Below are 20,577 nucleotides of genomic sequence, written 5' to 3'. Positions count from 1 at the left end.
TCCGACCGACGGAGAAGAGAGCTCGTGAAGCCGAGTGGACGCGCAGCGCGCACTGTCACGGGACCCACCGACCGTGTCGTCGTCGTGGGCGCCGGAGTCTCCGGGTTGGCCGCCGCCCTCCACCTCCTGGGAGCCGGTCGATCCGTGACGGTGGTCGAACGCGGCCAGCACCCGGGAGGCCGCGCCGGTCGGGACGACGCCGACGGGTTCCTCCTGGACACCGGGCCGACCGTGCTGACCATGCCGGACCTGATCGACGAGGCCCTGGCCGCGGTGGGCGACTCCCTCGACCGCCGCCTGGACCTGGTCCGGCTCGACCCGGTCTACCGAGCCCGTTTCGCCGACGGTTCCGCCATCGACGTGCACACCGACCCCGCGGCCATGGCCGAGGAGATCAACGACAAGATCGGTGGCCGGGACGCCCGGGGCTACCTGCGGCTGCGCGGCTGGCTGAGCCGCCTCTACCGGCTCCAGATGCGCACGTTCATCGACGCGAACCACGACTCACCGCTGCGCCTGCTCACCCCGGAGCTCGCACGGCTGGCCGCGATGGGCGGGTTCGGGCGACTCGGACCGACCGTCGGACGTTTCGTCGCCGACGAGCGGCTGCGCCGTGTCTTCTCCTTCCAGTCCCTCTACGCCGGGGTCACACCCCAGCGGGCCCTGGCGGCCTACGCCGTCATCGCCTACATGGACACGGTCGCGGGCGTGTACTTCCCCAGGGGCGGGATGCGGGCGCTGGGCGACGCGCTCGCCGACGCCGTGGTCGACGCCGGAGGCGCCGTGCACTACGGAAAGGACGTGCGAGGTCTGGAGCGCCACGGCGACCGGATCACCGCGGTCCGCACCTTCGACGGTTCCAGGTTCGGCTGCGACGCGGTGGTGCTCACCCCGGAGTTGCCGATGGCCTACCGGCTGCTGGGGCGCACCCCCTGGCGGCCGGTACCGCTGCGGTTCTCCCCCTCCGCCGTGGTCCTGCACGCCGGAGTCGACCGCGCGTGGGCAGAAACGCACCACCACACCCTCTCCTTCGGCGCCGCGTGGGAGCGGACCTTCGACGAGATCTGCCGACGCGGAACCACCATGAGCGACCCCTCCCTGCTCATCACGTGCCCCACCGCCACGGACCCCGGTCTGGCGCCCCCCGACCACCAGCTGTACTACGTCCTGGCGCCGTGCCCCAACCTGCGCACCGGCCGCGTCGACTGGGAACGCGAGGCCGAAAGCTACCGCGACGGTCTCGTCCAGACGCTGGAGAAGCGCGGGCTGGACGGGTTCGGGTCCGCGATCGTGACCGAGCGGCTGACCACACCGTTGGACTGGTCGCGCCGGGGGATGGCCTTCGGAACCCCCTTCGCCACCGCGCACACCCTCGCCCAGACGGGACCGTTCCGGCCGCGCAACCTCGTCTCCGGCACGAGCAACGCGGTCCTGGCCGGATGCGGCACCACCCCGGGCGTCGGCCTCCCCACCGCCCTGCTCTCCGGGAAACTCGCGGCTGCCCGGATCGTCGGTCCGGCGGCCGTGACCGGGGGGAAGCGCTGATGGGCACGGCCTTCGAACTCGACGCGGCGGGCGTCACCGGATCCGCGCTGCGCCGGGACTACGCCGTCAGCCGTGCGCTGCACGCCCGGCACGGACGCACCTACTACCTGGCCACACGGGTGCTTCCCCCCGGACGCAGACCGGCCGTGCACGCCCTGTACGGGTTCGCCCGATGGGTGGACGACATCGTCGACGAACCCGCCCCGGGACAGACGGCCGAGCACACCGCGGCGCTCCTGGACGAGGTGGAGCGGGAACTGGACGCGGCCATGACCGGTGGGCACGCCCGCGTCCCGCAGGTGCGCGCCCTGGCCGACACCGCCCGCCGCCACGCCATCCCCCAGGAGTACTTCACCGCGTTCATGGGCTCGATGCGCGCGGACCTGACCGTCACCGACTACGCCGACCACGCCGAACTCGACGCCTACATGTACGGCTCGGCCGCCGTGATCGGCCTGCAGGTGCTCCCCGTCCTGGGCACCGTCGTCCCCCGGTCCGAGGCGGAACCGCACGCCGCCGCGCTGGGCGTCGCCTTCCAGCTGACCAACTTCCTGCGCGACGTCGCCGAGGACCTCGACCGGGACCGGGTCTACCTGCCCGCCGACGTCCTCGCCCGCCACGGCGTCGACCGCGAACTCCTCGCGTACTGCCGACGCCGCCGATCCCAGGACGGCCGGGTGCGCGAGGCCCTGGCGGAACTGGTCGAGCTCAACCGCGCCGTCTACCGCGAGGCCGAGCCGGGGTGCGCGATGCTCTCCCCGGTCGCGCGTCCGTGCGTCGAGACGGCCCTGCGCCTGTACCGGGGCATCCTGGACCGGATCGAGGAGGCCGACTACGACGTGTGGTCCCGGCGGCACCGGGTCCCGCGAGCCCGACGGGTGCGCGTCGCGGTGCCCGCGCTGGGCAGGGCCCTGACGGCGCGCGCCCTCGGCGGTTGACCACGCGACGCCTCACCACCCGTCCCGACGACGCCAAGGAAGTCACGTATGCCGCGGCCCGTTCCCGAACCCGGATGGTCTCCTCTGCGCCGACTGCCCGCCACACGCTGGAACCGACAGGCTCCCACCTGGCGGGAGGCCGCGCCAGCGGTGATCGGCGCCGCCCTCAAGCGCGCCCTGGCCCGCCCCTCGGGCAACTGGTACGTGTTCGCCGCCAGCGACGAGGTCCGTGCGGACCGACCCTTCGGCCGGGTGGTCGCCGGAACGGAGATCGTCGCGTGGCGGGACCGCGAGGGGACCCTGCACACGGCCCCCGGCGCCTGCCCGCACCTGGGGGCGCCGCTGTGCCGGGGCGCCGTCGACACGGGGCGGCTGGTGTGCCGCTGGCACGGGCTGGCCCTGGAGCCCGAGGGCTTCCCGGGGTGGCGGCCCTACCCCTGCCACGACGACGGGACACTGGCGTGGGTCCGCCTGGACCACGTCGGCGGCGAGGAACCGCTCCCCCGGCCGGTGCTCCCCGAACGCCCCGACCCGGGGAGCGCGCTCACGGCGGTGGAGAGCCTCGTCGGGCGCTGCGAACCCGAGGACGTGGTGGCCAACAGGCTCGACCCGTGGCACGGGTCGTGGTTCCACCCCCACTCCTTCGCGGGCCTGCGCGTCACAGAGACGGCGCCCCCGGGGGACCCCGCCCCAGACCCCGACCGGATGGTCGCCGAGGTGGCGTTCAGGGTGGCCGGCAGATGGGGGGTGCCTGTGCGGGCCGCGTTCTCCTGCCCGGAGCCGCGCACCGTGGCCATGCACATCATCGAGGGCGAGGGGGAGGGGAGCGTGGTGGAGACCCACGCCACCCCGCTGGGTGTGCGCGACGGCCTCCCCTCGACGGCGATCATCGAGGCGACCGTCGCCTCCTCCGAGCGCGCCGGATTCCGGCTGGCCACGCGCGTCGCTCCGCTGGTGCGGCCCTTCATGCGCGCCGCGGCGCGGCGTCTGTGGCGCGACGACGTCGCCTACGCCGAGCGGCGCTACGCCCTGCGCGCGTCCGGCCGGTGGCCCGGCTGACCCGCCGAGCGCGCCCAGCGGGCCAGCGCCCGCAGCGGCGCCCACCGCCCCCGCCGGGGCACGCTCCAGAGCCGGTGCCCCGGCAGGCCCCAACGGCTCAACAGCGCGTTGGCGGCCAGCAGACCGCTGGTCGCGGCACGCTCCATGAGGGCCACCGGCAGGTCCACGCGCACGTGGTCGCCCGCCACGACCAGCCACGGGTCGGGTGTGGTGGGGGTCAGCCGGCGCTCGTGGCCTCCCGGCGGGAAGAGCGCGCAGTCCGCGCGCATCTCGTGTCGCTGGTCGACGACTCCCGCGTGCGCCGTCTCCGGGAAGACCCGGTGCAGCTGGGCGATCAGCCGTTTGCGTTCGACGTGCTCGTCGCAGGACTCGGGCAGCGCGTAGGCGTGCAGTTCCACGACCGACCCGCCGGTGCTCCGTGCCCAGCGCGCGGCCTCGTCCTCGAAGCGCTCCAGCACGCTGACGTTGTCCAGGGTGGGGTAGCCGGCGGTGCCCAGGAAGGCGGGGCGGTCCGGGCGGACGGGGCGGTCCAGCCACAGCCGGCTGACGAGGAAGGGCGGAGCGCTCTGCAGCGCCAGCGCGCGACCTCGCCAGCCCCGGTCGCCCAGCCACGGTGAACCGGCGACCAGGTCGCGCAGCCCGGAGACATCCGTCGCCAGGACGACGGCGTCGAACTCCTCGGCCGTCCGCCCCGCCGTGTGGACGGCGAAGCGGCGCCGCTCACCCGGGCGGACGCGGGACACGGGCGCCGAGAGCCGTTCGCTCACCCCGTGCCGTGTCAGGTAGGCCGACCAGGGATGCCAGAGCGCCCGGGGGAAGGGCGCGTTGGCCACGTCGAACAGCAGTCCCTCGCTGGAGCCCAGGAAGTAGAGGTGGAACATGACGGCGAGCTCGGCCGCCGACAGCCGGGCGGGGTCGGCGAAGAAACTGCGCGAGAACACCTCGAAGGCGAGATGCCGGGCGCGTGGGGGGAAGCGGATCGCGTCCAGGAACGAGCGCGCGTCCCCGCGGTCCAGCCTCGCGTAGACCCCGGGGACGTCGACGTCCAGCAACTGGACGGCGGCCGCGACGTTCACACCCGCCAGTTCACCCACGGGAAAACTCGGGCTGCGTGCCGCCAGCACGGCCGCGTTCAGGGGAGGCGGGGAGGGAAGTCCGGCGAACACGTCGCGTCCGCCCCGGGCGTGGACGAGCGGATAGTCGGGCACGGGGCTGAGCATGCCCAGGTCGGGATCCAGACGCGCCAGGAGCGCCCGCAGGTTGTAGTACTGGCGGAAGAAGGCGTGGAAACCACGGCTCATCGTCGCGGCGCGGCCGTCGGCGAGCACGGTCGGCCACCCCCGCAGGCGTCCGCCCAGGTCGGGTTCGCGTTCGAACACCGTGGTCCGCACACCGCGCTCCGCCAGGGCCGTGGCCGCGGCCAGTCCGGCGACGCCCCCGCCGACGACCGCCGCCCGCGGAGCGTCGGCGGTCCCGGCGCCCGTGGCGGGGGCGGGGTCGATCACCTCGGCCCGGGGGTCGGCGGGCGACCACGTCATGAGGCGCCTCCGGCGGCAACCCGGCCGAGGAACGTGTGCGTGACGCCCCGCTGCCAACCGGGCAGCGGCAGGGCGCGCACGTTCTCCAGCCCCGCCCGGCCCATGCGCCGACGCAGTTCGGCCACGCCGTCGAAGTCCAGGACGCTGCGCCACAGGTAGCGGTAGAGATCGGACCGGCCGGTGGCCAGGCGCCCCAGGGGGATGATGACGCCCCAGCACACGAGCGACCACACCAGGCGGGCGGCGGGCGAGTCGGCGACGGAGTACTCGTGCAGGACGATCCGTCCCCCCGGCCTGAGCAGACCGCCCATCCCCCTCAGGGCGGCGTCGGCGTCCGGGCAGTTGCGCAGCAGATAGGCGGCGAACACCGCGTCCGAGGGACCGCCCAGGCGGTCGACGGACAATTCCTCGACCCGTGCGTGAATAAACCGGACATTCTTATTCCACTGCTTCGCCCGCGCCCGGGCGAGCATGCCCTCGGAAGCGTCCACACCGGTGATCCGCGCACGGGGGAAAAGGCGCGCCAGAGCCGCGGTCGAGGCTCCGGTCCCACAGCCCAGGTCGAGTATCCGGCAGCCCTCGCCCCCTCCCGGAAGCCCCAGCCTCCGCGCCGACCTGCGCAGGTGCCGGTGGTATCCCGGATTGGCCGCGACGAGCAGATCGTAGGTGGCCGCCGCGCGGTCGAACTCATCGGTGACCGCACCGGACTTCATTCCGAGAACTGACCGCGCCATGATCCCCCAGAGACGATATCGAATCGGAGTCGGATTCCATGACATGCTAACCGCCATGCGGGAATTCGATCTGCTCATCGCGGGCGCCGGCGCGGCCGGCCTCACCCTGGCGCATTCCGCCGCCGGGATCGTCATGCCCGGAATCGGCACCCCGGAGATCGCGTTGGTCGAACCGCCACCGGGGGCGCGGCGCCCGGCGGAGCGCACGTGGTGCTTCTGGGAACGCGGCCCGGGCCCGTGGGACGGCCTCCTCACCGCCCGCTGGGAGACGCTGTCCGTCGTCTCGCCCTCCGGAGCCAGCCACGAGCAGGCGATCAGCCCGCTGTCCTACAAGATGCTCCGCTCCCGGGACTTCGAGGCGCACGTCCGCGCGGGCCTCGGCCCCAACGTCCACCCGTACACGGCGACGGTCACCGCGATCGACGACGGCACCGACCACGCGACCGTGCACGCCTCACGCCCCGACGGTTCACGCGTGTCGTTCAGGGCTGGGCACGTCTTCGACTCCCGCCCGCGCCCGGTGCCGCCCCGCGCGCGCACCACCCTGCTCCAGCACTTCCGCGGCTGGTTCGTCCACGCGCGGGACGACGTCTTCGACCCCGCGACGGCGTCGCTGATGGACCTGCGCACCCCCCGGCCCCGGACCGGCGTCTCGTTCGGCTACGTGCTCCCGCTGTCGTCGAGGGACGCCCTGGTGGAGTACACCGAGTTCAACCGCGAGGTCCTGGACGAGGACGGCTACGAGTCCGCTCTGCGCCGGTACACCGGGGAGGTGCTCGGGCTGCGGCGCTTCACGGTCGCGGCCCGCGAGCAGGGCGTGATCCCCATGACGGACGCGAGGTTCCCCACGCGCGCCGGTCGGCGCGTCTTCCGGCTGGGAGCGGCGGGCGGCGCGACCCGGCCGTCCACCGGGTACACCTTCAGCGGCATCCAGCGGCAGGTGGCCTCGGTGGTCCGCGCGCTGGAACGGGGCCGGGACCCGCTGCCCCCGGTCCCGCACCGCCGGCGGCACCTGGTCATGGACTCCGTCCTCCTGTACGCCCTGGACTCCGGGCGCCTGGACGGCGCGGAGTTCTTCGCCCGGCTCTTCGCCCGCAACGACACGCGCGACGTCCTGGAGTTCCTCGACGGCCGGTCGGCACTCGGGCGCGAGCTGGCCCTGGGCGTGACCACCCCCGTCGCGGCGATGTCGGCGGCGGCGGTCGGCCGCGCGTTCGCGCCGCTGCGTCCCAGACGCCGGACCCGGTGACCCCCTCCGCCGCCGACGCCCCCGTGCCGGGGAGCACCGCTCCACCCGGGCGCCGACCCGCCGCGGCTGCCCCGATAGCCTCGTTGCCGTTCGTCCCATCCCGCACCGAGGAAGAGAGACTTCCCATGTCGGAGGAGCTGTCCGTGCGCGTCGACGGTCACGTCGGCGTCCTGGAGATCCACCGCCCACCCAACAACCACTTCTCCCTCAGGGTGCTCACCGAGCTGGCCGACGCCTCGGAGGAGCTGGCCGCCGACGGGTGCCGCGCCCTCGTCTGGTGCTCGGAGGGCAGGAACTTCTGCGCCGGGATGGACTTCGCGGCCGACGGAGCCGGCCGGAGCCCGCTCCACACGCTCAGCGCCCTCTACGGCCAGGGGTCGCGTCTGTACTCCCTGCCGATCCCGGTGATCGCCGCCGTCCAGGGCGCCGCCGTGGGCGGCGGGCTCGGCCTGGCCTGCGCCGCGGACTTCCGGGTGGCCTCGCCCGCCACCCGTTTCCACGCCAACTTCGGGCTGCTCGGCCTGCACCAGGGCTTCGGGCTGAGCGCCTCGCTGCCCCGCGTCGTGGGCGGGCAGAAGGCCGCCGAGATGCTCTACACCGCCCGCCGGGTCCCCGGTGCGGAGGCGCACGCGATCGGCCTGGCCGACCACCTGGTCGAGGACGGCGAGGTCCGCCGGGGCGCGCTGGAGTGGGCCCACCGGATCGCCGCCCGCGCACCGCTCGCGGTGCGTTCGATGAAGGCCACCATGCGCGCCGACCTGCTGGCCGCGCTGCCCGCCGCCCTGGAACGCGAGATCGTCGAACAGACCCGCCTGATGGCCACGAAGGACCACGAGGTCGGGGTCGCCGCCTCGCTGAACCGCGACACGCCGGTGTTCACCGGCCGGTGACGGCCCCCGTCGGCGGGGGCCCGGCGTTATCGCCGCCCGAGCCCCACACGGTCGAGTTCGGCCATGAACCGCCGCTTGCGCCGGTGCTCGGTCCGCAAGCCGTCGACGAACTCCCGGCCCTCCTCCGCACGCCCCAGCCGCTCGTACAGCCGGTACGCCCTCAAGGCGAGCCCGGCCGCCTCCGGGTACAGCGCCGGTTCGGTGAGCGCCACCTTCGCGGAGATCCGCGGCAGGTACACCTCCAGAGCGTCCGCCGGATGCGAGATCTCCCGCAGCGCGGCGACCCGCAGCCACTGGCGGTCGTCACAGCCGTGCTCGACGGCGGCCTCCCACGCGCCCTCGGCGTCGTCATCGGCCAACAGCACCTCCACCAGCGTGCAGGGGAGGTGGGGCTGGGGCCTGCGCGCGGCGGATCGCCGCAGCAGCGCCAGAGCCTGCTCCCGTCCGGCGGGCCACTCGTGCTCCGGCGTGTCCGCGCGCAGGAGCTGATAGGTCCGTAGCTGCGGAGAACGCTCGAACACCTCCCACCGCAACCGTTGGATCTCGTCGTCGCGTCCCGCGGCCCGGTAGGCGTCGATCGTGTAGTCGACGAGCCGTTCGTCCGGCCGACCCGTGCTCTCCGCCAGCCCCCTGAGCGCCCACTCCAGGGCCTCGTCCGGGCGGCCCGCCCCGTCCAGGGCCGCCACGATCCCGGCGTGGTGCACGGGTTCCGGGGCCGAGGCGTACGTCCGCACCAACAGGTCGGTGTCGTCCGTGACCCGGGCGAACTCGGTCATGAGGAACTGCGCGGTCCAGTCCCCCTCCGGCCGCTGCGACCGTGCGCTGGCGAGTGCCTCCCCATAGTGCCGGAGGCCGTCCTCACCGAGCGCGTCCGCGTACGTTTCCACCAGCAGTTCCGGGACACCGGCGGTCTCGTCGAGCTGTCGGTCCAGCAGCCACTCCGCCAGCTCCTCGGGGCTCCTCCCCGACTTCACACAGGCGTCGACGTGGATCTCCACGAACCGGTGCGCGGCCTCGCCCACGTCACCGTCGGAGTCGTCGACCACACCGGCGTGCTCGTCCAGAAGGTCGATCGCGTGCCGACTCAGCTCCTCCGCCTCCCCGGCCATCCCCCGCTGGAGGAGGTTCTCCAGCTCGTCGGCCACGCCGTGGACCCTGCCCGCGTACTCCCGCGCGTGGTCGTACTCCGCGTGGTCGTGGTCGCCGATCCGCAGCGTTGAGTCGACCAGGACGCGAAGGGAGGCGGTGTCGGCGGTCTCGCCCGAGGAGGCCGCGCGAATCTCCAGGCGGCGGCGCAGATCGGGCGATGCGTCGACCGCCTCCAGGAGCAGTGCCACGAGTTCGTCCCGGTCACGCGACCGGAGGTAGGACTTCAGGTCGGGCGTCTCGGGGGTCGGCACACCGTGTTCGAGGTTGTACAGGTGGACCAGACCCACGGCCACGCAGTGCTTGCAGAAGTTGCCCTCCTCCGCCCAGGGGCAGTCGCAGTCCCACCCCAGACCCTCTCGGGTCGGGGTGAGTTCCACCCGGTAGACGCAGGTCCCGGTGACGGTGCCGCGCACCGTGTTCCCGTCGATGGTCGGCCCCGAGACCCGGTGGACGTAGTCGAGGCCGCGTGCGTAGGACTTCCGTCCGGCGAGTCCGAGGAGGTCGTCTCTGGAGAAGGTACGCATGCGGTCATTCAACACGTCGCGGGTGCGTGCTCGGAGCCGTTTCCGGGAAAGGGCGGGAGGGCCTCCGCCACCGGAACCTCCCTGGCGCGGGTGGCCGCTTCCGGCCACCCGGCGGTGCTGACTCCGCCTCACGCCGACCGTTAGTGTCACTGCCCGGTCACCCACCCCTACCCGATGTGAGGAGCACGGTGCCTGCTGAACGGATCTGGCTCGACGTCCCCTACGCGGAGAAGGATCTGGCGAAGGCGGAGGGAGCCCGGTGGGACCCGCGGGCGCGCCGCTGGTACGCGCCCCGACCGGGGATCGCGGGGCTGCAACGCTGGGCGGCCCGTCCCGACGTGCCCGACCTGCTCCCCGGTGAGGACCGCTCGCTCGGCTCGGGGCTGTTCGTCGACCTGGTGCCCACCACCTGCTGGTTCACCAACGTGCGCTCGTGCGTGTCGCAACGGGACTGGGAGCGGCTGCGCCGGATGGTCGTGAACCGGGCCGGTCAGGTGTGCGAGATCTGCGGGGCCTCCGCCGACCGGGAGGCGCGGCGGTGGTTGGAGGTGCACGAGCGGTGGACCTTCGACGAGCGGTCCGGGACCCAGACCCTGCGGCGGCTGATCTGCCTCTGCACGCCCTGCCACACCGTCACCCACTTCGGCCTCGCGCAGGTGAAGGGGGTCGCCGACGAGGCGATGGCCCACCTGATCGCGGTGACCGGAGCCTCTCCCGACGCGGCCCGGCGGCACGTCCGCGAGGCGTTCGCGCTGTGGGAACGCCGTTCGCGGGTGGTGTGGGAGCTGGACCTGGGCATGCTGACCGGCGCGGGCATCACCGTCCAGCCCCCGCCCGACGCCCTGCACCGCGCCGAGGAGGCGCGAGCCGAACTCCAGCGCCAGCGTTCGCCGCGGTGACAGTGGTCCCTGACCGGTAGGCGGTCCTCGGACGGGCCCACCCCCGTCCGAGGGACGCCGGAAGGCCGGGCGCCACCGCCGGGTCCGGAATCTTCAGAGCGTGATCTCCCACCGCCGGAGTTCTCCGGGTTCCTCCTCCATCGGTGAGAAGAAGGGCAGGGACGCGGCGGATCGGCGGAAAGCCGTCAAAACACACTCCAGTGCGGCACGAAGGCGGGGGCGTGTGGGGGAAGCGTCCTTCGGGGCAGAAGACCGGTCGGGTCGAGAAACCTGCCCGCTCGGGGTGTCCGTGTCCCGTTCGTGGAGTCACGTCCTCAGCGCCCTCGGGGTGGGTAACCGAAGCGTGGTACCGGGTGTCACACGCGCTTTGTAGCATAAGTGACCTTGGTGACGTTTCTCGTTTAAGGCATCTGTCCGTTCTTCCTCCTGACCTGTTTCGTGCTGTCAGGAGCGCAGTCGTGGAGGTGATCGCTGTGACCACCGCCTACGTGTACGTGGGGGTCAAAGGCAGCCACAACCTGGACACCGGTATCCAGAAGTCGGTGTGGGGGTGGAAACCGGACGTCATCGTGGGGACGGACTACCACCAGGTGCTCCAGTCCCTCAGGGAGGGAGACCGACTGTGTCTCGGACACCGCGGGCTCGGCCGTATCCAGGCCCCGGACGCGCAGAGCAGGACGGTGCCCAAACTGGTGGTCGCCCGCCTCACCGGCGGCCTCTACCAGGATGGGGAGAAGGTGTGGGATGACGAGGACGGGGAGACCGCCTACACCTACCGGGTGCCCCTGGAGATCGAGGAGATCCGGTACGACGTCACCAGCGACGACATCGGCCCCGAAGGCATCGAGGCCCTGCGCATGTCGGCCATCAGGAACGGGACCCCCGAGCTTCCCGGGAGCAGGGAGTCCGTCATGGAACGGGTGCTGGAGGAGGTTCTCGAGGAGTACGGCGGCGAACCGCTCGACGAGGAGGACCCCGAGGACAGCGCGAAGCTCGACCTGCCCTCCGCCCTGGACGTTCCCTCCTACACGCTCGCCCGACGGGAACAGAAGATCGTGCGGGCGAGGAAACTCGACGGGAGGACGGAGGTCCCCTGCGACCTGTGCCAGTTGCTCCTCCCCAAACGGCTGGTGCACACGGCCCACATCAAGCGCCGCAGCGAGAGCCTCCACCACGAGCGCAGGGACCTGAACAACGTCATGTTCGCCTGTGTGCTCGGCTGCGACTCCCTCTTCGAGCACGGCTATGTGTACGTGGCCTCCGACGGATCGATCCGTCCGTCGGACGCGGTCCGGGCCTCCGCAGACCTGTCGACCGCCGTCGGCCGGGTCGGAACGCGATGCTTGGCCTACAGCGACGCCAGTGCCCCGTACTTCGCCTGGCACCGCGAGAACATCGCCAACGTGAAAGGGCGCTGAGCCGCCCAGGTCATGGCGGGTCCTCAACGTCCGACGCGGTCCGCCATGACCTGGCCGAAGCCTTCTTCTGCCTCCTGTGCCCGGCGGATGCCCTGCGCGTGGACCTGGAGCGCGTCCTGCGGGAGAAGGCCGCCGTTGATTGCGAGGGCTATCCGGTGGAGATGTCCCGGGCAAGGTCTCGGAGCACACCGAACCCGACTACCAGTCGTATGCATGTCTTCGCGGGAATCCGCGTCGGCAGTGCACGCTCACAGCCGGCCTCCGTTCGCGTCCAGGCGCGGGACGCCGAGGCGGGCGAAGAAGGCATTCGTCTCGGGGTCCGTGGAGTACAGAACCGCGCCCTTCAGGCCTCTCGTGGCCAGGACCCGGTAGATCTTGCGCACAAGCTCGTCGAAGTTCCTTTCGGATTTGACCTGGGAGTCCTTGTTGGCTCTGGGGTCGGATGCCCATCCCTGCCCACGCCAGACGAGGTCGCCGCCGAAGATGACACCCGCGTAGTCGTACTCGAACCCCTGGGCGGTGTAGATACAGCCGATCTGTCCGAAACCGCCGGGGTCGGTCGCCCAGAGGTCCGAAGGGGGAATCCTTCCCAGTGGAGAGTCTGATTTGGCGTTCCACGGCCTGCGCCAGTCACCGATGACGACATCGTCCACCAGGCGGTGGTGTCGGGGGGCGCTCCACGGCCAGCAGAATCCGGCCGCGATCCTGGCCCCCGCGCCCTCCCGCGTCCTTTGCAGAAGGAAGTCCTCCATGCTCGAGGGGGTGGGCGCGACGCGCAGTTCGAAGTTCTCCAGGGGAGTCCACGGCTGAGGTCCGACCTCCGGGTCCAGGCCGAGGAGCCGGTCGATCCAGTCGATGTACTCGGGCGCGCCTCCGCAGCGGAACTGGTGGCGGAGGTTGATCCTGTGGAAACCCAGCCCCAGGTCGGCGGCGGCCTGACGGATGAGCTCGACCGACCCCACCTCGGAGGAGCGTACGACCTGTCGTTCGTCCAGGAGGAAGACCGGAACGCGCGCGGCCTCGATCAGCTCCCTGACCTGGGGTCTCTTCGAGTTCTTCGCGGATTGTGCCCTGAGCCGGTGAGCTTCGTCCGCGATGATGACGTTGATGTGGTTGCCGTTGACCTGGGAGAAGTTGTTGAAGTAGGCGAACTTCTTGCTGTCGGCATTCCGGCCTTGTGCGATGTTCTTTCTGAGGGTTCTCGTGAATGATCTGCTGCCGGTTGCGTGGACGGCGTCGACGCCTTGTGCGTTGAACGCACGCATCAGCTCGAGCGCGATCACGCTCTTGCCCGTGCCGGGGCCGCCCTCCACGACGATGACTTCCTTGTGTTGTTCCGAACGGGCCCGCTCGACCTGGGCTCGGACGTAGTCGTAGGCTTCGCGTTGTTCGTCCACGAGGGGGAAGACGGAGCGCCGCCCCAGACCTCTGGCGACGGAGGCCATCAGCGGCTCGGTCGACCGCACTGTCGCGGCGAGCAGCTCCTTGGCATGGGATTCGGACTTCTCCGGGGACAGGACGGAGCGCAGATCGTCGATGAAGCGCTCTCGATCGTCATCACTGTACATCCGTGTGTATCGGGGGTCCGGTTCCGCGTGGGGAAGGTCCGCGATGGATATGCTGTCCACGGTTTGCTTGTTCGCGTTGTGCATGTTGGCGACACACGTCACCGAAGCCATCCGGAGCAGTGGAACGAAGCCGACCATCATCTGCCGATACCCCCACGCCTGGTTGGCCGGGTGGACCTGCGCGTGTTCGGTGTAGTCGACACGCACGAGCTCGGATCCCGGCTCGAGTCCCACCCGGGACCATTGCTTGTTCTCGACTATGACGACGGCCATGTCTCCGGTGCCCGGATATGAGCCGACGAGGGCCACGTCCATACGGGCGTCCGTGATGGGGAGCTTGAGTTCCAGGAGCATCTGGACATCGCCGAGTCCGGCCTCGGCGAGGAGTTCGGAGACATGGAGAATGCTGTTCTCCCAGGATCTGGCCTCACCGGGGCTCGGCGACCTCCCCGTCAGTCTGTACAGCTCCTTCGCCATTTCAGGGATGAGCCGTCCGCCCTCGAGGGTGTCTCTGACCTCGATGGCCGTCCCGCGGTAGAGGGGATTCAGACCCACTGACTCGTCCCTTCCCGGAGTGAATGTCGGTATATGACTGATTATGTCCATGTTTAATGGAAGAATCTGCTCATACGTGCTCTCAGAGGCGAAACGACCGTGAGTGCGAGGAGGGATGACCAGGTCATCGAACGAATGGGTCTGGGCAGATTCCACAGATTCATCCCGGCGGGAACACGGCGGTCAGGTCTCTGACACACTGCTGCGCATGGCACTCGACCGACAGCACATCCTCGGCCTCGCGTACGGAGCGCCGGATCGTCCGGAAAGAGAGCGGGAGACCGTCGACTTCCGCTTCCGGGGGATCGATGCTGTGGCCGTCTGCCAGCCGGATGACGAGCAGCGGAGGCTGAGAGCCGCTCAAGACCGGACCCTGGTGAGCCGTCTCGGCGTCTTCGAGGTCCTCCAGACACTGCCGCTCGGTGCGTGGATTCCTGTCGACTCCCTCACGGCGAGGGAGAGGGCGATCCTGCCGGCGGTGCCGCGATGGGCTCTTCAGCGGAGGAACCGTCACGTCCTGAGGCTCGCTGACGTCCCCGTCGATCTGGAGTTGGTCGTCGTCCCCGGCGAGAACTGGCAGGACGCGCTCGACCGCGCTCGCCACCTCGGTCCTGCCGCGCGGCGGATGGCTGTCTGCGACTCTGCGCCGGGCGATCCTGTCCCGGCGCTACTGGAAGCCGACTACCACTGTGTCGGCCTGGCCGTCGTGGACGGCAGCCGCCCGCGCACCCTCGTCGAGCCGCCGCCACGGTCTTCCGATGCGGTGGCCGCCCTGCGGTGGAGGCTCGCCGAGCACGTGTACATGGCCCTGCGCGAGCGGGAGCTCACCTGCGTTTCGTCGACCGCCCAGCCCAGTAGCGAAGCACTGAGGGTGCCCTGAACCGTGTGAAGCGCGTGCCGATTCGCCCGTCGTACTCCCTGTGGCGGTCCACCGAATCAGAGCACAGCCGCGTCCATCTTTCCCGGGCCCCGGTCCGAGATCCGTCGTGCGCCAGGTAGGCCCACAGCTCCGACCAGACCGCCATGTTGTGCGCGCGGGCATCGGGCTCGTCCGCGGGGTCGTGCAGCTCGCACAGGGACCGTACCGGCGGCTGACGGTTCCGGTCGGCCGCCCATCCGGTACAGAACGCGCACGCGCACCACAGGAGTTCGTGGTCCGCGTACTCCGCGAGCCCTGATCCCCTCATCCAGTCCAACAGATGCGGGTTCAGGACGTTCGGGCTGCTGTCCTTCGGCTTCGGACTCCACGGCTTCCCCCATGGCAGCGGGGTGTAGCGGGTGGAGGAGGTGTCGCCGATGGAGGAGAACGACGCCCCGTGCACCATGGCGTCCACGCCCGCCAGGTCGGTGCGCAGAAGCGCTGTGTCAGGGCAGTGGGACACGATCGTCCGCAGGGCCTCCGCCTTCGCGACCGAACTGACGGGGTTGCCCTTCCCTCCGAGGATGAGGGCCTTGGGCGTCCGCGTCCGCCGGAGGATCTCGACCAACGGTGTCGGATCCCCGGCCAGCCACGCCGCTTCCAACGGAAGGGCCAGGACCACGTTTCCCATGTCCAGGTCATCGATACGCCGGGCCGCCTCCTTGATGGCGGTCTCACCGTCGGCATCGGCCCGGAAGAAGCCGGACGGTGTCAGGACCAGTGCGGCGGGATTGCATATGAGCAGGGCCAAGGCCTCATCGAGGCTCGGTTCACCGAGGACACCCAGGCCGTCCAACGTGAAGGGGGCGTCGGGTGTGGCGATGTGGTCCTCGTACCTCGTGGGGTCGAGGACGGTGGGACAGTCGTGTCCGTGGATGCGGCGGAAATCGGACAGCCGGGACGCCGCCTTCCTGCCGGAGAAGACGACACCGCTGGCCGCCGCGGAGACACGACCCAAGGGGGAGTGCTTGGTGTCCTTCACGTGGAGGAGTATCCGGCCCCGAACCGGGGCCAGCGGGTCGGTAGGTGCGTTGTCGGGGGTCGGAGACGGGGTCTGCCCAGGGGGTGGGGGCACCGCTTCACCTCATGTGTCCGCACGGGGAACTGTGCGTAGCGTTCCCTGACGGGCGCGGAACGGAGCATGAGTGTCCACATTCGGCCAGATTCGACTCCCTCGTCGTGCCGCGCGATGCGGCCGGATTCGGGACCGATGACCCCCATGCGTGTCGGGGGACGGCTCTATGCTGGGGACGCTGTACAGCACGGAACCGGGAAGGCGGACCCAGATGGCGAACCGATGGTGGGGCAGGCCCTCGGAGTTCCCCTGGGAGCAGTCCGCCCTCGAGCACGTCCGCGCGTACTTCCCCGACCGGGAGCCCTACCGCGCGTGGGCGGGGTTCACCTTCACCGCCCGCAACCAGCGCATCCGCGAGTGCGACCTGTTCGCCGTCACCCCCCGAGGGGTCTTCCTCGTCGAGATCAAGAGCCACCCGGGCCGGGCCACCAACCACGGCAGCGAGTGGATCTTCACCAACGGGCACCGCAGGACCATCACCAACCCGCTGCACCTGACCGACCTCAAGGCCAAGGAACTCAAGAGCCGTCTGCAGTGGGCGGTCGACAAACTCGGCCTGCGCGGTGTGAAGGTCCCCTTCATCGAGGCCGGCGTGTTCCTCTCCGACGAGGGGCTGCGCTGCGACTTCGACGAGGTGCAGAAGGCCAAGGTCTACGGCCGTGAGGGGCTGGAGAACCAGACCAACCTGCCGGGCGTCTGGAGCGGACTCCTCGGCGCCCCCCAGCGCCAGGTCGATCCCGGCTTCCTCAGGAACGTCTCCCGACTCATGGAGACGATCGGGGTCATGCCCATGGACCGGGCGCTGACCCTGGGGGAGTACACCCTGGAGAAGCGCTCCTTCGACAGCGGCCCCACCTGGACCGACTACAAGGCCAAGCACCAGCGGCTGGGCGGAACCAGCAGGGTGCGCCTCTACCACTACGGCGAGACCAACGGCGAGGACGAACGCCGGTCGGTCGAACGCGCCGCCAAACGCGAGTACATGTCCCTGGAGGGCATCTCGCACGAGGGCATCGTCAAGGCCGAGTACTTCGGGGTCATCGAGGAGTCGAGCAAGGACCTCGGTCCCGCGGTCGTCTTCCGGCACCACTCCTCCTGGCAGCGCCTGGACCACTTCATGGCCGAGCACGGGGACGGACTCGACGTCGACACGCGGATGGAGATGGTCCGCCAGCTCGCCGAGGCGGTCAACCACGCCCACCGCAACCGTCTCTACCACCGCGCCTTGGCCGCTCGCAGCGTGTGGGTGGAGATGGACGGCGCCTACCCGCGCCTGTACATCGCCGACTGGCAGGTCGCCTCCCGGGAGAGCCTGCGGCTGCGCAGCGGCGGCCACACCCGCCACACCACCTCGGGCGCGGCCACCTCCCACCTGGAGGAGGTGCTGGGCGGGCGCGCGTTCGCCGCGCACGTCGAGAAGGCCGCCGAGGCCTACCTCGCCCCGGAGTTCCCCGACTACACGGGCCGCGCCGCCCCCCAGGACCTCTTCGGCCTCGGGGCGCTCACCTACCTGATCTTCACCGGCCGACCCCCGGGCCGGAACCGCAGCGAGCTGAGCCAGCAGATCCAGGAGCACGGCTGCCTGACCCCGGCCGCGATCAGCGACGACGTCGTGCCCCAACTCGACACGCTCGTGCGCGAGTCCACCCGGCGCTCCCCCAACGACCGGTTGGCCAACGTGCAGACCTTCCTGCGCATGCTCGACCAGGTCGAGGAGTACCTCACCCTTCCCGAGACGATCACCGACCCCCTCGACGCCCGCCGCGGGGACGAGGTCGTGCAGGGCTGGAGGGTCCGCGAGGTCCTGGGCAAGGGGGCGACCGCCCGCGCCCTGCTCATGGGGCGCGACGACCGGCCGGAGGAGGTCGTCTACAAGGTCGCCCTCAACCAGGAGAGTGCCGCCAAGGCCCTGCGCGCCGAGGCCGAGACCCTGCGGACCGTCGCCGGAAGCACCAGGATCGTGGCGCTGGCCGCCACGGGCGACGAGACGGCCTCCGGTGTCCTGGAGATCGGTGAGCGCACCATCCTGCCGCTGGAGCGTGCGGGGGAGAGCACCCTGGCCGACTACCTGTCCCGGCAGGGTGCCCTCGGCCCCGGTGAGCTGCTGCGCTTCGGCCGATACCTGTTCGACGCGGTCGAGCACCTGGAGGAGCACGAGGTCTTCCACCGCGACATCAAACCCGCCAACCTCGGGGTCCGGGAGACCCGCAAGCAGGGCAGGGCCCTGGTGCTGTTCGACTTCTCCCTGTCCAAGGCGCCCGTGGAGAGCGTCACCGCGGGCACCCGCGGCTACCTCGACCCCTTCCTGGGCCAGGACCGCCCCTACGACGACGCGGCCGAGCGCTACGCGGTGGCCGTGACCCTGCACGAGATGGCCACCGGGGAACTCCCGGTCTGGGACGACGACGGTGTGGGCCCGGAGTTCCTCGGCGACGACGTCGTGGTTCCCCGCCTGGCCGAGGAGTCCCTCCCCAAGCAGAGCCGCTCCGCCTTGGTGGCGTTCTTCCACCGGGCGCTGCACCGGGACCACCGCCAGCGCTTCGGTTCGCTGGCCGACATGCGTGACGCCTGGGAGTCCGCCTTCCGCTCCGGCTCCGTCACTGACCAGGTCGAGGAGGACGAGGAGACCCGGCTGCGCAACGCGCAGAGCGCCACACTGGACACGCCCCTGCACCTGGCCGGTCTCACCCCGCTGGCCCTGGACGCGGCCCAGCGCCTCCTGCGCTGCGACAAGGTCGGCGACCTGCTCAGCAAACCGGTCCGGGAGATCACCCACATGCGCGGTGTTCCCCTGGCCGTCCGCAACGAGCTGCGCAAGAGGTCCTCCGAGTGGCGCAGGCGCCTGGACGTGGCCGAGTACGCGGTCGCGACCCGGGTCAAGCTGCCGAGCGGCGCCGGGGACGACGTCAAGCGCAACGCCGTCCTGGACCAGGTGATCCGCCAGTTCCTCCCGACGACCACCGACGCCAACCGCCAGTGGGTGCGGGTGGTGCGCGAACTGGTCGGGATCCCGGAGGGGAGGAAGGGCCGCAAGAACTGGTGGCCCACCCGTCGCGAGGTCGCCCGCAATCTGGGGATCCCCCGTTCCCTGGTGGACGAGAGCCTGCGACAGGCGCACACCTACTGGAGCAAGAACGCCTCCCTGCTGGGCTCGGTCCGCGACGACGTCGTGGACATCCTGTCCCGCAACAGCCGGGTGCGCGAGGTCGGACAGATCGCCGCCGAACTCCTGACCCTGCGCGGCTCGACCCTGGAGGGCGACGAACGCTCGGTCTACGCCCTGGCCGCCGTGCGCGTGGTCACCGAGTGCGAGGAACAGCGCGTCGAACAGCGCTTCGTGGTCCGCAGGTACGACCGCAGGGTCCTGGCCGCGCAGGTGATCGACGACGATCCCCGGGTGCCGGTCGAGGGCGACCTGTTCGACTACGCCGAAGACCTCGGGCGGCGCGCCGACGAGCTCGTCTCCCTCGGCGACGCCGACCTCCTGCCCAGCCCCACCGCGGTCAGGGAGGCGCTGCGCGGGGTCGACGCCCCCGAGGGTATGGAGCCGTTCACCGACACCGCCCTGGTGCAGATCGCGGCGGCCGCCTCCGGCAACGCCGAGGCGACACCGCGGCTGGAGCTCTACCCGGCCGACCTCGACCTGGAGCGGGCCCTGCGGATCACCCAGGCCGTCGGCTACCTGGGCAAGCCCGGCATCACCCCGGAACAGATCCAGGACCGGGTCCTGTCGCGGTTCCCGGCGCTGCCCAGGCCCGACGAGCAGCGGTTGCGGGCGCTGCTCAAGCGGCTCCACCCCAAACTCCAGGAGACCCCGGTCGGCGGCACCGTGTGCTGGTACCTGGAGCCGGAGGTCACCACCTACCAGCCCTCCACCCACACCGGGCACCACGTGTCGGACCGGGGCGACGCCGCGTCCGCCGAGACCTGGAACCGTCTGGCGCAGGCCGTGCGGCGGGGCGGCTACCGGGCGGTCAAGACGTGGATGCCCGACACCGAGCGCGCGGCCCACGCGCTGCGAAGCATGTCCGGTGTGGTGCCCTTCGACGTCTCCGCCGAGTTCGTCCACGTCGTCGACGAGGTCATGGACGGCATGGGAAGCGCCCTGAACTGGGACATCCTGAGCGAGGCCGACAACAGCCGCCCCGAGCCGTTCAATCGGATGCTCGCCGAGGTGTTCCGCCGCCTGGGGGAGCGGGTGCGTGCCGCCGGGACCGGCACGCCCACCGACGACGGCGTGGTGCTGCTGCACCGGGCGACCCCGCTGGCGCGCTACGAGCCGGGGCGCGCCCTGTTGGGCACCCTCGTCCAGGAGGCCCGTGAGGCGAACCGCAGCCCGTACGGACTGTGGCTGCTGTGCCCGATGCGTGGACCGCAGGCGGTCGCCGCCCTGGACGGGCGCCCGGCGGGCATCATCGCCGAGTCCGAGCAGGTGCTGCTGCCCAGGGGGTTCTCCGTACCGGAGACGGTGCTGGTCGGCTGATTCCGGCCGACCGGGACTTCGTTCGTCCGAGGAG

At 71.2% G+C, this 20,577-nt stretch carries 14 protein-coding genes; 9 read left to right on the top strand and 5 right to left on the bottom strand.

From position 1 onward, the window contains the following. Nucleotides 1-24 precede the first annotated feature (24 nt). The 3 genes from crtI to DVR05_RS22075 are packed head-to-tail and all read left to right on the top strand — an operon-like array spanning nt 25 to nt 3,542. Nucleotides 25-1,545, top strand: coding sequence for a phytoene desaturase family protein (gene crtI, locus DVR05_RS22085; RefSeq protein ID WP_116247823.1), 1,521 nt, complete (start codon nt 25-27; stop codon nt 1,543-1,545). Further along, on the top strand, nt 1,545-2,483 hold the full coding sequence (locus DVR05_RS22080) for a phytoene/squalene synthase family protein (RefSeq protein WP_198659293.1): 939 nt from the start codon (nt 1,545-1,547) through the stop codon (nt 2,481-2,483). Before crtI ends, DVR05_RS22080 begins: the two co-directional genes overlap by 1 nt. Before the next feature lie 48 nt (nt 2,484-2,531). Continuing rightward, on the top strand, nt 2,532-3,542 hold the full coding sequence (locus DVR05_RS22075) for a DUF5914 domain-containing protein (protein ID WP_116247822.1): 1,011 nt from the start codon (nt 2,532-2,534) through the stop codon (nt 3,540-3,542). Here the strand turns inward: DVR05_RS22075 and DVR05_RS22070 are convergent. After that, the gene (locus DVR05_RS22070; protein WP_116247821.1) at nt 3,506-5,080 is read right to left on the bottom strand and encodes an FAD-dependent oxidoreductase; all 1,575 of its coding nucleotides are present in this window, start codon (nt 5,078-5,080) and stop codon (nt 3,506-3,508) included. The genes DVR05_RS22075 and DVR05_RS22070 overlap by 37 nt on opposite strands. Then, a complete protein-coding gene (locus tag DVR05_RS22065) occupies nt 5,077-5,793 on the bottom strand; it encodes a class I SAM-dependent methyltransferase (RefSeq protein ID WP_116247820.1) in 717 nt (238 codons plus the stop codon). The genes DVR05_RS22070 and DVR05_RS22065 overlap by 4 nt, the downstream gene beginning before the upstream one ends. 76 nt (nt 5,794-5,869) lie before the next feature. Between DVR05_RS22065 and DVR05_RS22060 the strand changes: the two genes are divergently transcribed. Beyond that, nucleotides 5,870-7,063 (top strand): lycopene cyclase family protein, encoded by a 1,194-nt coding sequence (locus DVR05_RS22060; protein ID WP_116247819.1) that lies wholly within the window; start codon nt 5,870-5,872, stop codon nt 7,061-7,063. Nucleotides 7,064-7,188: 125 nt separating this feature from the next. Next, on the top strand, nt 7,189-7,953 hold the full coding sequence (locus DVR05_RS22055; RefSeq protein ID WP_116247818.1) for an enoyl-CoA hydratase/isomerase family protein: 765 nt from the start codon (nt 7,189-7,191) through the stop codon (nt 7,951-7,953). A 26-nt stretch (nt 7,954-7,979) separates the two neighbouring features. Here the strand turns inward: DVR05_RS22055 and DVR05_RS22050 are convergent, their stop codons facing one another. Beyond that, complete coding sequence (locus tag DVR05_RS22050) at nt 7,980-9,626, bottom strand: SWIM zinc finger domain-containing protein (RefSeq protein WP_116247817.1); 1,647 nt, start codon at nt 9,624-9,626, stop codon at nt 7,980-7,982. A 188-nt stretch (nt 9,627-9,814) separates the two neighbouring features. Between DVR05_RS22050 and DVR05_RS22045 the strand changes: the two genes are divergently transcribed. Continuing rightward, on the top strand, nt 9,815-10,525 hold the full coding sequence (locus DVR05_RS22045) for a DUF5710 domain-containing protein (protein ID WP_116247816.1): 711 nt from the start codon (nt 9,815-9,817) through the stop codon (nt 10,523-10,525). A gap of 458 nt (nt 10,526-10,983) precedes the next feature. Beyond that, nucleotides 10,984-11,943: a hypothetical protein gene (locus DVR05_RS22040; protein WP_232832262.1), complete on the top strand. Its 960-nt coding sequence runs from the start codon at nt 10,984-10,986 to the stop codon at nt 11,941-11,943. Between the two features lie 248 nt (nt 11,944-12,191). On the opposite strand, the gene DVR05_RS22035 is transcribed toward DVR05_RS22040, so the two are convergent. After that, the gene (locus DVR05_RS22035) at nt 12,192-14,117 is read right to left on the bottom strand and encodes a DUF2075 domain-containing protein (RefSeq protein WP_116247815.1); all 1,926 of its coding nucleotides are present in this window, start codon (nt 14,115-14,117) and stop codon (nt 12,192-12,194) included. Between the two features lie 157 nt (nt 14,118-14,274). Between DVR05_RS22035 and DVR05_RS26755 the strand changes: the two genes are divergently transcribed. Beyond that, on the top strand, nt 14,275-14,946 hold the full coding sequence (locus DVR05_RS26755) for a hypothetical protein (protein WP_157982508.1): 672 nt from the start codon (nt 14,275-14,277) through the stop codon (nt 14,944-14,946). Here the strand turns inward: DVR05_RS26755 and DVR05_RS22025 are convergent. Continuing rightward, a complete protein-coding gene (locus DVR05_RS22025; protein ID WP_116247813.1) occupies nt 14,891-15,967 on the bottom strand; it encodes a hypothetical protein in 1,077 nt (358 codons plus the stop codon). The genes DVR05_RS26755 and DVR05_RS22025 overlap by 56 nt on opposite strands. 304 nt (nt 15,968-16,271) lie before the next feature. Here DVR05_RS22025 and pglW point away from each other — a divergent pair, with 304 nt between their 5' ends. Continuing rightward, entirely contained in the window at nt 16,272-20,543 is a 4,272-nt protein-coding gene (gene pglW, locus DVR05_RS22020; protein WP_116247833.1) for a BREX system serine/threonine kinase PglW, read from the top strand. Nucleotides 20,544-20,577 lie beyond the last annotated feature (34 nt).

The sequence above is a fragment of the Nocardiopsis sp. FIRDI 009 genome (genome assembly GCF_003386285.1).
Lineage (GTDB): Bacteria > Actinomycetota > Actinomycetes > Streptosporangiales > Streptosporangiaceae > Nocardiopsis.
The sequence above is the reverse complement of the archived record's forward strand: the minus strand, read 5'-3'. Positions and strand labels throughout refer to the sequence as shown.